The 11,852-nt window shown below is 64.9% G+C and carries 10 protein-coding genes; 3 read left to right on the top strand and 7 right to left on the bottom strand.

Annotation, left to right across the window (positions count from 1 at the left end):
* The 3 genes from NBV68_RS12640 to NBV68_RS12650 all read right to left on the bottom strand — a co-directional run.
* Nucleotides 1-785 (bottom strand): MBL fold metallo-hydrolase (locus NBV68_RS12640; protein WP_296310348.1); only part of this gene is annotated, 785 nt, incomplete at its 3' end.
* On the bottom strand, nt 782-1,804 hold the full coding sequence (locus NBV68_RS12645) for an SDR family NAD(P)-dependent oxidoreductase (RefSeq protein ID WP_296310349.1): 1,023 nt from the start codon (nt 1,802-1,804) through the stop codon (nt 782-784). The genes NBV68_RS12645 and NBV68_RS12640, both read right to left, overlap by 4 nt.
* Nucleotides 1,801-2,796: a 3-oxoacyl-[acyl-carrier-protein] synthase III C-terminal domain-containing protein gene (locus NBV68_RS12650; RefSeq protein WP_296310351.1), complete on the bottom strand. Its 996-nt coding sequence runs from the start codon at nt 2,794-2,796 to the stop codon at nt 1,801-1,803. The genes NBV68_RS12645 and NBV68_RS12650 overlap by 4 nt, the downstream gene beginning before the upstream one ends.
* A 101-nt stretch (nt 2,797-2,897) precedes the next feature.
* On the opposite strand from NBV68_RS12650, the gene NBV68_RS12655 reads away from it, so the two are divergent.
* Nucleotides 2,898-3,515 carry a TetR/AcrR family transcriptional regulator gene (locus NBV68_RS12655; protein ID WP_296310352.1) on the top strand — a complete coding sequence of 206 codons (618 nt, stop codon included), beginning with the start codon at nt 2,898-2,900 and terminating at the stop codon, nt 3,513-3,515.
* A gap of 348 nt (nt 3,516-3,863) precedes the next feature.
* On the opposite strand, the gene NBV68_RS12660 is transcribed toward NBV68_RS12655, so the two are convergent.
* On the bottom strand, nt 3,864-4,529 hold the full coding sequence (locus tag NBV68_RS12660) for an NUDIX domain-containing protein (protein WP_296310353.1): 666 nt from the start codon (nt 4,527-4,529) through the stop codon (nt 3,864-3,866).
* 102 nt (nt 4,530-4,631) lie between these two features.
* Between NBV68_RS12660 and NBV68_RS12665 the strand changes: the two genes are divergently transcribed.
* Entirely contained in the window at nt 4,632-5,696 is a 1,065-nt protein-coding gene (locus tag NBV68_RS12665; RefSeq protein ID WP_296310355.1) for a bifunctional nicotinamide-nucleotide adenylyltransferase/Nudix hydroxylase, read from the top strand.
* Nucleotides 5,697-5,755: 59 nt separating this feature from the next.
* The gene (locus NBV68_RS12670) at nt 5,756-7,135 is read left to right on the top strand and encodes a nicotinate phosphoribosyltransferase (RefSeq protein WP_296310356.1); all 1,380 of its coding nucleotides are present in this window, start codon (nt 5,756-5,758) and stop codon (nt 7,133-7,135) included.
* A gap of 139 nt (nt 7,136-7,274) precedes the next feature.
* On the opposite strand, the gene NBV68_RS12675 is transcribed toward NBV68_RS12670, so the two are convergent.
* The 3 genes from NBV68_RS12675 to NBV68_RS12685 all read right to left on the bottom strand — a co-directional run bounded on the left by NBV68_RS12675 (nt 7,275) and on the right by NBV68_RS12685 (nt 11,642).
* On the bottom strand, nt 7,275-8,225 hold the full coding sequence (locus NBV68_RS12675; RefSeq protein ID WP_296310357.1) for a tetratricopeptide repeat protein: 951 nt from the start codon (nt 8,223-8,225) through the stop codon (nt 7,275-7,277).
* Between the two features lie 185 nt (nt 8,226-8,410).
* Nucleotides 8,411-9,085 (bottom strand): PEP-CTERM sorting domain-containing protein, encoded by a 675-nt coding sequence (locus NBV68_RS12680; RefSeq protein WP_296310358.1) that lies wholly within the window; start codon nt 9,083-9,085, stop codon nt 8,411-8,413.
* A 199-nt stretch (nt 9,086-9,284) separates the two neighbouring features.
* Nucleotides 9,285-11,642 (bottom strand): phytanoyl-CoA dioxygenase family protein, encoded by a 2,358-nt coding sequence (locus NBV68_RS12685; protein ID WP_296310360.1) that lies wholly within the window; start codon nt 11,640-11,642, stop codon nt 9,285-9,287.
* Nucleotides 11,643-11,852 lie beyond the last annotated feature (210 nt).

An 11,852-nucleotide genomic window follows, 5' to 3' on the forward strand; every position in this document is an offset into this window, starting at 1 on the left:
AGCTCGCGATTGCCCGCCGCCGCCTCGCTCAGCAGGTCGAGCGTCTGGCGGTAACGCCGCGTGTCGCCGAGCAGCGCGGTGGTGAGGCGCGGCGGCGGGCGGCGCTCTGCGATCGAGCGGCCCGACCATACCGCGTCGGCCGCCAGCAGCACCGGCTGGCCCGCCTCGGTGGTGAGCGCAAGGCCCCAGTGGCCCGCACAATGCCCGGGCAGCTCGACCGCCAGCAGCGAGCCGTCGCCGAGGATGTCGCGCCCTTCGCCGAACGGGGCAAAGGCTGAGGGCAGCGCGCGCGCCGGTGCATCCTCGAAGAAGCGCGCCTGCGCATCGACCTGCGGCGGGACCAGAGCTGCGAGCAGCCCCTGCCGCACGCGCGCGATGCGCCCCGGTCGGCGCAGCTGCGCCAGCCCGGCGCGTGCGCAATAGACCGGCCGGTCGGCGAGGTGGGCCATGCCTGCAACATGGTCGCCGTGAAAGTGCGAGAGGATCGTCCCCGCGATCTCGCTCTCGGCGACCCCGTTCGCCGTGAGCCACGCGCGCCACTCCTCGCCCGCACCGATGCGGACCGGCGTGGTCCAGCGATAGAAGCGCTCCGGGAAGGGCCGGGTCGCGGCGATGAAGGCGGGGTCGTAGCCGGTGTCGAACAGGAAGATCCCGCGCGCCGGGTGGCGGATCACGCCGACCAGCGCCGGGAAGCGCGTGGCACACAGGCTGCCCCCGCCGATGGTCATCGCTTCGGGGTGGCTGCAAGAGCCGCGCTCTAGCCAGCGCAGACCGACGCGGATCATGCGGCGGCTCCCGAAGCGGCGAGGCGGCGCGCCTCGGCGAGCAGGGTCGCGATCGCGTCATGGCGGGGCGTGTAACCGAGCAGGCGCCTTGCAGGCGCGAGGTCGAAGGTTTGCGAATAGCCGAGCGTTGCAAGCGTGTAGCGGGTGAGCACGGGTTCCTCCGGGGATGCGGTCAGGCGGGCGAGGGTCTCGGCAAGGCGCGCAAGCGGGCGGGCCAGTGCAAGCGGGATGGAGATTGGCCGCGGGCGCGCTCCCATGCCCTCAGCGAGACGCAAGGCGAGGTCGCGCACCGCGATCGGCTGGCCGCCCGAGATGTTGATCGCGCACCCCGCCACTGCCGGAAGGCGCGCCTCGGCCTCGCAGATCGCCCAGGCCGCATCGCGCAGATCGGTGAGCTCGATCAGCGCCTTGCCCCCGCCCGGCAGCGGCATCCGCGGCCTGCGGGCCAGCGCGGCGAGGCGCGGAAGGATCACCCGGTCGCCCTCCCCGACCAGCGCGCGGGGGCGGATCGCACAGGTCGCCAGGCCCTCGTGGCTGGCGGCCAGCACCATGCGCTCGGCGATGAGCTTTGTGCGGGCATAGGCATTGAGCGGGGCGGCTTGCGGGAGGTCGTCCTCGCCGATGCCGATGCGCTCGCGGTATCCGGCGAAGATCGAGGGGGAGGAGACGAAGACGAAGCGGCTCACCCCGGCCGCGCGGGCCGCATCGAGCAAGCGCAAGGTGGCGGTGACATTGGCGGCGATGAAATCCGCCTCGCGCCCCCAGCTCGCCGAGAGCGCGGCGGCGTGGATCACGCTATCGCAGCCAGCGACGAGCGCGGCAAGGTCGGCCTCGGGGCCTGCGAGATCGCAGCGGACGAAGCTGACGCCGAGCGCCTCCAGCCGCGCGCCGGCTGCGGGGTCGCGGCCGCTGGCGAGCACCTGCGCGCCGCGAGCCAGCGCCTCGCGCACCAGTGCCTGCCCGAGCCCGCCGGTCGCACCGGTGACGAGGATCCGGCGGGTGTTCGCAGGTGCGCTCACAGGCGGATGACCATCGCGGTCGCGCTGATCCCGGCGGCCGTGCCGAGCAGCAGGATGGCATCTCCCTGCCTCGCCTTCCCGCTCTCGAGGGCGTGGGCGAGCACCGTGGGGATCGAGGCGGCGATCTGGTTACCGTGGGTGGCAAAGAGGTCGATCACCCGCTCGCCGTCCGGCGCGAACAGCCGCTTGACGTGCGCCACCCCGGGCGCACTCGCCTGATGGCAGATGACGCAGGCGATCTCCTCGCGCGCCACGCCTGCCTCGGCCAGCGCGCGCTCGATCACGCCGGGAAGCGCCTTGGCGGCGGCCTTGAAGATGCCAAAGGCGTCCATCTCGAAGCGGGATCCGGCAACCAGCGCGTCCAAGCCCTCATCGACGCGCAGCCGGGTGCCGCCCGCGCGCAGCTGGGCGAGCGCATGGTGTGCGCCGTGGGTGACGCTGGCCGCGCCGATCAGGCCGCGCGTCCCGTCCCCCGAAGCCTCGATCGCGAGCGCCGCTGCGCCGTCGCCGAAGATCGAGCGGGTCTTGGGCACCTCCGGGTCGAGCCCCGCCGAGGCGATGTCGCTGGCAAAGACCAGCGCGCGCTTCCAGCGCCCGGCGGCGATCCCCGTGGCCGCGACATCGAGCGCGGCGACGAAGGACAGGCAGGTCTGGTTGACGTCGAAGCACGGCACGCCCGAATGGCCGAGGCCGAGCCGGTCCTGCACCAGAACCGCGGTGGAGGGGATCGGCTGTTCCATCACCCCGCACCCGCCGATGATCACATCGGGCAGCGCATCGCCCCATCCGGCCCGGTCAATCGCGATGCGCGCGGCCGCGGCGGCCATCATCGAGGTGGTCTCGTCGGCAGCGGCGACATGTCGCGCGGCGATACCGAACTTGGCCTCTGTCCACCCCGGCGGATGGCCGTGGCGCCGGTCGAGCTCATCGGAAGCAAGCCTCTGCCGCGGGCGGTAGGCGCCCCAGCCGACGATGGCGAAATTGCTGAACACCAACGGTACTCCCCTGTGATTCGCTCATACACTCTCACACAACTGAACACTGTTCAATTAAAAATTGGACGGCGCTCAATTTCGCGGTTATCACCCGTTTCATGGGACGGCGATCCGATCATACGCCTGACGCGCTGCGCGAGCTGCTGATCGGCTGCGGGCACGACTTGATGGCCGAGCGGGGCTTCGCGAAGTTCTCGGCGCGCGAGGCCGCGCGGCGGGCGGGCTATTCGGTTGGCACGATCTACAACGTGTTCGGCGGACTTGACGCCTATCTGATCGCCGTGAACAGCCGCACTTTCCGCGAATGGAGCGCGTGGCTGGAGGAGGCTCTCGCCGCCACGTCGGGCGATGGCGATGCTCGGGTCGCAGCACTGGTCCGCGCCTACTTCGCCTTTGCAGACGCCAATCGCAACGCATGGATGGCGATCTACGATCACCGCATCGACCGCACGACCACCATTGCCAAACAGGACGAAGCGGCGCGCGAGGCGCTGACCGGGATCGTCGATCGCGAGGTCACCCGCTGGCTCGGACACGCGGACGAACCAGCGACCCGTCGCCTCGTGCGCTCGCTGATCGCGACGGTTCACGGCCACTGCGCGCTGTGGCTATCGGGAAGCTATGCCCTGATGCGGGAGGAAGACCCGGCGGGACAGGCCTTGGCGCGCGTGATGGAGGCCTTGTCAGCCCATTCCGGCCGGGCCGCGCCATCCTGATCCCGTTTGGTGGCATCAGTCTTGGTTCCGCAAGGAGGGGGACTGTCCGTTTCGGCCCTGAGGTTCCGACCTGCGTCGCCATGCACGCGGGCAAGGTGATTTGTAATCCGGACGGGGATCCAGGACCCTGATCGAGGCCATGGCTTCGATGGACGCCTCTGCCACCAAGAGCAGCTATTTCCGAACACCTTCGCCTTCATTATCAGCGGGAGCGCCTGGCGGCTTCGGGCGGAATCGGACGTTCAACTTGGCCCTTGTGAACAACCTGCTTCAGGTCGGGCCTCGCCTAAAAAGCTTACCTGGTGAAGCGACATGATGGCCTGAAATCCGGCCGCCCGACAGTCGTTCCTAACCGGCCCTGCCATCAGCAACCTGCACGCTGATTTTGTACAGCTCCGCAGGCCGGAACGGTGTGTCGCTTTCACGCTGGCCAGTGCGCTCTATCCACCCCGTGTCCAGCATGCGCCGGCGGAAGGCGGGTTTGTTCAGGGTCTTGCCGGTGATTGCTTCGTGGACAGACTGGAGGTCGCGCAGGGTGAACAGGTCCGGCAGCAGAGCGAAGGCGACGGGCGAGTAATCCAGCTTGCCCTTGAGCCTCTCATGAGCTGCGGCGATGATGGTGGCGTGATCGAATGCCAAAGGCTCGCCAAGATCGGTGACCGGGACGAGCGCAAGATCGGACCGCGATAACACGGCTCTGGCCAGGACGGCATGGGGCAGCAGCGCAAAATGAGCGACGCTGACCGTGCGCATCCTCGGATCGCGCTGCGGATCGCCGAAGGTGTAAAGCTGTTCGAGCCAAGCGCTGGCGCCAGCAGCAAGGCCAGCTTTGCCGATCACTATGCGCCGCGCGGCGTCGCCGAGCGTTTCTTCGATACCCACAAAACCGCCTGGCAAGGCGAGGCGGTCGGCAAAAGGCTCTTCCGACCGGCGCTGCAAAAGGACCGACAGCCTGCCATCGGCAATGGTCATCAGCACGAGATCGACAGTGACGGCAAAAGGTGGATGGCTCATGAAGCCACACTTATATCTTGACTGAATATAAGTCTAGCGCGCATAAGGTCGTTGCGGGTTGGGGAGTCCGGCTCGCTTTGATGATCTGGGGGAGCCTCGGATATGAGCAAGTTTGATTTCGGCGTCTTCGTCGGACGTTTCCAGCCTTTGCATATCGGCCACGAACACGTCATCGCCCGCACGCTCGAACAGGTCGAGCGGCTGATCGTGCTGGTGGGGTCCGCCAACGTAGCGCGCGATCCGCGCAATCCCTTCACATATGCCGAGCGTGAGGCGATGCTGCGCTCCGCCTTCCGGCACGAGGTGGCACAAGGCCGCCTGATCATCGCGCCGATCGACGATCACCTCTATTCGGACACTGCTTGGGTCACGCAGGTCCAACGCAAGGTGCGGGCGCTGGTCCTGGAGCATGGCAACGGCCATGGCTTCCAGAATCATGGGCTGAGCGATTTCCGCGTCGCACTGGCAGGCTACGGCAAGGACGCTTCTTCCTACTACCTCAAGCTGTTCCCCGAATGGGAGAACCTGCAGGTCGAAAGCCAGTATGGCACCTTTTCGTCGAGCGACGTGCGCCAGCGCTACTTCCAGCGCATCCCGGAAGTGCCTGCGAGCATCCTATCTGCCGGCGTCGCCGAGTTCCTGCGCGAGTTCATGCTCGGGGAGGCCTTCAAGGGCCTGCTTGAAGAGGCCGAGTTCCTCGCTGCCTATCCTTCACAATGGGGAACGGGGCCCTTCGTCACGGCTGATGCGGTAGTGGTCCAGTCGGGTCACATCCTGCTGGTCGAGCGGGGGCGTGCGCCTGGCAAGGGATTGCTCGCGCTGCCCGGCGGCTTCGTCGATCCGGCCGAGCGTATCCGCGATGCGGCGATCCGCGAACTGCGCGAGGAAACCGCGATCAGCGATGGCAAGGGCCAGATCCCGCCCGCCATGCTCGCCAGCTTCATCGAGGATGCGCGCACGCGGGTGTTCGATGCGCCGAACCGTTCGCTCCGCGGGCGGATCATCACCCATGCGTTCCTCTTCCGCCTGCCCGAGCGCCGCAAGCTGTTCAGCGTGAAGGGCGGCGACGATGCGGCCCACGCGCAGTGGTATCGCCTCGGTGATCTGTCCCCTGAGATGCTGTTCGAGGACCACTGGGCCATCATCGAGGAAATGGCCGATCTTTGAGAACCAATCCGCCGCGCAGGGGAGCCCTGCACCCGGCGATCATGTGAGGAGTTCACATCATGACCAATCTGATCCTGGCGACCGACAGCTATAAGCACAGCCACTACCTCCAATACCCGCCCGAGACCCGCGCGATCAGCGCCTACATCGAGGCACGGCCCAACGACTTTGCCGATGAAGTGCTGTTCATGGGCCTGCAGCCTTATCTCCTGGACTATCTGGCGCGTCCGATCAGCCAGCACGATATCGACGAGGCCGAGGCGATCTGCGCCGCCCACGGTGTGCCCTTCAACCGTGAAGGCTGGCAGATAATCCTGGACGAGCACGGCGGCTATCTGCCGATCGAGATCCGCGCCTTGCCCGAAGGCATGATCGTCTCGACCGGCGTACCCTTGGTGCAGGTCGAGACGACCGATCCGCGCCTGCCGTGGCTGGCAACCTTTATCGAGACCGCGCTGCTGCGCGCGATCTGGTATCCGACCACTGTCGCCACGCTCAGCCGCCAATGCCGCCTGATCATCCGTGCGGGGCTGGAGAAGACCAGCGAAGACGCCTTCGGCCAGCTGCCGTTCAAGCTCCACGACTTCGGCGCGCGCGGCACCAGCAGCGGCGAGAGTGCAGGCCTTGGCGGCATGGCGCATCTAGTCAACTTCATGGGCACCGACACGATGGAAGGGCTGATCGCTGCCCGCCGCTATTATGGCGCGGACATGGCCGGGTTCTCGATCCCGGCGGCAGAGCATAGCACGATGACCAGCTGGGGAAGAGCGCGCGAGAAAGCCGCCTATGAGAACATGCTCGAGGCCTTTGACGGCGAAGGCAAGTTGGTGGCCGTCGTCTCGGACAGCTACGATCTGGATGCGGCCTTGACTGGCATCTGGGGCGGCAGCCTTCGCGACAAGGTACTGGCCCGCAAGGGCACGCTGGTCATCAGGCCCGACAGCGGCGATCCGGTGGAAACCCCTGTGCGGGCGATAAAGACTCTGTGGGCCGCCTTCGGCGGCACCATCAACGCCAAGGGCTTCCGCGTGCTGGATAGCCACGTGCGCGTGATCCAAGGCGATGGCATGACGCACGCCACCATCGCGCAGTTGATCGACCGATTGATCGAGGAAGGCTTTGCCATCGACAACATCGCGTTCGGCATGGGAGGCGGCCTGCTCCAGCAGGTCAACCGTGACACTCTGCGCTTTGCGATGAAAGCCAATGCCATGCGCGATGCAGAAGGTGTGTGGCACGATGTGGCGAAGGCTCCCGCGACCGATCCCGGCAAGTCCAGTAAGGCCGGCCGTCAGGCAGTGGTGCAGGAGGATAACCACTTGGTCGTCCAGCGGAAGGACGCAGTGGTTGATGCTGACAATCTGCTGCGGCCGGTCTGGCGCAACGGCACCCTGCTCGTTCGCCATACCTTCGAAGACCTGCGGGCACGCGCGGCTTGACCGACCCCAATCAGCAAAGTCGCAACTTGAATGGATAAATTGCGGTGTTGCCAAAATGAAGGAATTAGAATGCGATCGGCATCAAAATCGTTGTTTGCAGATGTCGGGGTAGTGTTGTCCGTCGTGGATTTCCAGGCCGCTACCCAAGCGGCAGCTTGCCGCGCTTGGCCAATGCCTGCGCAGAGAACCTCGGGTCATCTTCCAGCTGGCTGTACAAGGTGTTCGCCATGGCGTGATTGCCAAGGCCTGCCTCGATATCGGCTTCGAGCATGGTGGTCGCCGGGAATGTGCGCTTCCAATCGCTTGGCAGAGCCTGGACCGTTGTGCGGGCGACCTGCCACTGCCCTCGCAGCGCCGCGAGGCGCGCTGCATTGAAGCGCAGCAGGGAAAACTCCGGGTGCGCCTGCAAGGCCTTGCCGAGGACCTTGTCAGCCTCATCGAGCCGGCCCAGATCCAGCAATAGTCCGGCGACATTCGCATGGGAAATCGCAAAATCGGGATAGGCGGCGCCGGCACGCCGATAGGTCTTCAGCGCCTCTTCGAGATCGCCTAGGGCGATCTGCCCCTCGCCCTGGACGAGCAGCGCTTCGAATTGATCGGGTTCGGCCGCCAGTGCGGCTGCGACGTGCAGATTCGCAGCCTCCCAGTTGCCCTCCCACACCGCCAGCCTGGCGGCTTTCGCGTTCAGTCCGGGATGGTCGGGATAAAGCCGCAAGGCACGATCGACATCCGCGATCGCTTGCCCGGCATTGCCCTCTTCCATCGCGGCCCACACCAGCAGATAGTCCCGCTCCCCTTCGGGCGAGCCCTTCCAGTCCGATTGCTCGATCAGCTCGCGCGCTCTCCAGGGCTTGCCTTGCAGGATCAGCGAACGCACGCGCAGCGAAAGCCACTCGGGCGTTGTGCCGCGTTGCGGTTCAAGCTCGGTGAGGTAGCGTTCGGCGGTGTAGCCGTCGCCGAGTTCGACCAGCACCTCGGCAAGGAGCGCGCTGTTTTCCGGCGATGCGCCATTGTCCTCGCGCCAGGCGAGCAAGGCGGCGCGTGCATCGAAATACCGGTGCTCCGCGATGGCTGTCTCTGCCCCGGCCATGCTCGCGGGCGCGCTGCTCTGGCAAGCGGAGAGAATTGCCGCAGCGAACAAGGCAACAGGGGCAAACCGGCGGAAGATCATGCGCCATCATTAACCGCAATTCCTTATCAGGCGATTGCGACCGGCACGAAAAAAGGGGGCCGGATGGCCCCCTTTTCCGTTTGCGTTGCGATTGCGGCTTCCCGTCAGGCTGCCGAGCCGGGCTTCTTGCGGCGCCGTCCGCCGAGCACGGCAGCTGCGCCAAGCCCGAGAATGGCGAGCATGCTGGGCTCGGGCACAGGCGTGCCACCCGAAGTCGAACCGCCCGAAGTCGAACCGCCCGAGGTCGAGGACGTGCCGCCCGAAGTCGAACCGCCGGAAGTCGAACCGCCCGAAGTCGAACCACTGCCGCCCGAGGTGCTGCTGCCACCGGACGTCGAGGTGGTGCCGCCCGACGAGCTCGTCGAGGTGGTCGAGCCGCCGGACGTCGAGCTGGTCGAGCCGCCGCTCGAAGTCGAAGTGTAGCCGCCGCTGGTCGAACTGCTGGTGCCCTTCTTGGACGAGCCCTTCTTCGAGCCCTTCTTGGAGCCCGACTTGTCGTCGTCGCCGTAGTAGCCGCCGCTACTCGAGCTGCTGGTGCCCTTCTTGGACGAGCTCTTCTTGGAACCCGACTTGTCGTCGTCGCCACCGTAATGGCCGCCGCTGGTCGAAGTGCTGGTGCCCTTCTTGGACGAGCTCTTCTTCGTGGTTTCAGCGACATCGTCCAGCACGGCAAGAGTGACGAACCCATCGGTGCTGCCGAAATCGCTCATCGTGATGCTGGTGCCCTGCCTGGGCAATTCTGCCGCATGGGCAGGCATTTCGATGCCGGTCACACTCATCGCGAGCGCTGCACCAAGAAATGACGATTCTTTCAGACGTTGACGCTTCATGTGATTAAACCCCCGCTTGGCTGTTGAACTTGCGCTGCTGAGAACCTTACTTGTGTTAGTTGAACTGACTTAGGTTGCGGCTAACAGCAAGCGGCCGTTCAGCGCCGTCCCGTATTGGCGCAACGCCGCCCCGAACAGCTAACGCCCGTCAGGCTGCGATGCGTTTGGCAAACCTGAACAGGTCGCGGTGATGTTCGGGCACCTTCATCCTTTCGGCGTCGCTGAGCCCCATCGCTGCGTGGGACTCGAAGGCTAGCGTGTCGTGGAACCACGGCATGGTGTAGGTGAAATAGAGCAGCGGCCGCCCGTGTGACGCGCGGCACGGCATGCCGCCGTGGAAGGTCCGGTAGTCGAACACCAGCGCGCTTCCGGCCTTGGTGTAGAACACGAGCGGATCGCCTTGCCATTCGGCAGACTTGGGCGTCATGTGGGTGCCTTCCCACAATTGCGTGCCGCCCGCTTCCTCGTCGAGATCGATCAGCGGGATCAGGATGGTGGTGGCATAGCAAGGGACGTTTGCGTTGCCTGCATCGGTGTTGAACAGCAGCGGGTGCTCGCGGTGAACATGCTGCATCCGCGCGCCTTCGTATGTGGTGACCGACCCGAAGGCGTGCAGCACCGGCTTTTCGCCCATCACCCGCTGCAGCGTTTCGAGCAGCACCGGATTGGCATAGACGCCGGGATTGTCGAAGGGCGCCTGCAAGCGGATCGGGACAGTAAACCGCTTGTCGCCGACATTGTTGGGCTTGCCCAGTTCACTCGATTGCCAGTTGTTGACCCGTTCCTTGAGCGCGCTGCGCAATTCGGCGACCACATCGGCGGTCAGCAGGTCATCGATCAGCACGACCCCGCGATCGGCCAGCAGTTTTGCCGCCTTGCTTGTCACCTTGGGGTCGCGATTGGAGACCGTGACGTGCGCATAGCTGGTCGCGGCAGCGACCGGCACGGCGGCGGCGGGTGCTTCGAACTTGTCCGCGATCATGCGCTGCGCGGGCGCAAAATGCGGATCGAGCGCGACCGCTTTGCGGGCGAGGACTTCCGCCTTGTCCTGATCACCCAGGTTGAAATAGGCCAGTGACATGGCAAACAGGCGTGGCGCGCTTGCCCCGAATTCGCCGATCGCATGATTCATAAGCTGCAACGCCTGCGCATGATAGCCGAGCCGCATGAACAATTGCGCGATACCGGAATCGAGCCGGCTTTCCGAACCGTCAGGGAAGAACGCGCGATAGGCTTCCATGAAGGTTTCGTAGATTTGCGGCCGGTCGATCGCTTCTTCGCCCTGCTCGATGTTGAACAGGAGGTGAGGGAGGCAGGCGGCGGCAACATCGGGATCGAACTTCGAAAAGCGGATCAGCGCCATCGCCTGACGGATCGACATTTCGCCGGCCGTGTTCTCGATCAGCTCGGTCAGCTCGTGCGCATCGTAGGGGTTGAAGTCCTTGAGCAGCGCCAGCGCCGTTTCGCGGGTGCGCGTCAGCGACAGTTCGGCCCATTCGTCTTTGCCCGGAAGCGACAGCAGGTTGCAGCTGAAATTCGCGTCCTTGTGGCGCTGCGACTGCATGTCGCCGCCATAGGCGCGGAACATTTCGCCGAAGATGTGAAGATTGGTGTAATGGGCGAAATAGGTGTCGAAAATCAGCGGGCTTTCCAGCTCGAACTGCGACGGGTCGGTATAGGCCAGATCGCCTGCGAGCAGCAGCAGCGGGGTGCTGCGGCCGAGAAACTTCTCGATGAATTCCATGCAGATCTGCGGCACCACCACATGAAAGTCGCCGGAACGCCGGGCATAATCCCTGATCGCTGTGTCGATGATCGGATGGCCGGTCGGCGCATCGCCTTCGATCGGGCGGCTTTCAAAGCGCTCGCTGATCGACTGGAAGGTGGTGATCGGCCGGTCGAGAAACTTGCGCTCGGTAGATTCGGTCTGGACGAAGACCTGCTCGATCTGATGATCGCGAATGCGCAGCATGTTGGACGCGATCGAATCGAACAGGTAATTGGCGATGATGATCACCGGGCGATCGGCCAGATCGGCGGGCCTGACGTCGCCGTCCTGCATGCGGATCACCGGATCGGGTTCGATCAGGAGTTGCGCAAAGTCGAGCACTCCGCTTTCCACCAGCGGCGCGAAACGCTCCTTCTGCTTCCAGCCTGCAATGTTCTTCTCCGAACCGTCGGTCAGCAGGTAGGTGAATTCGGGGCAGGGATCCTCTTGCGAGAAGTGGTAATTGAACAATCGGTTGAGGAACTGCCACGCGAAGCGGCCACTGCCCCCGCCCAGTTCGATCACCAGCGGCGGCTGGCTGTTTCCCTCGGCCAGCAGCTCCTTGAAGAATGAGGCGACAATCGACGCATAGGTATCGGCACAAAAGGCGTTCGATGTGCTGCGCTGGGGGACAATCTTGTCCGACCAGGCGGCCGGCCCTGCCTCCATGTAGAACCGGTGCAGCAAAGACCAGATGATCGATTCATCGAAACGCGTGAATTTCTGAACAATTGGCATGGATGAAACCCGTCTATCGCGATCTAAAAGGGCAGGCCCGGAAGGGGCACTTGTGCATTTCCCGCAAGTTTAACCGTCTTCGATTAACTTTAAGTAAGTGTACCCGGGCGCGCGCCTTGCCGCCGACTGGCCTAGCCTATTGCGGGGCTGACGGGGCTCTGGCAGGGGCGGGCCATGACCGATCATGACCTGACCAACCGCAAGTTCTAC

Source organism: Erythrobacter sp., assembly GCF_023653175.1.
Lineage (GTDB): Bacteria > Pseudomonadota > Alphaproteobacteria > Sphingomonadales > Sphingomonadaceae > Erythrobacter.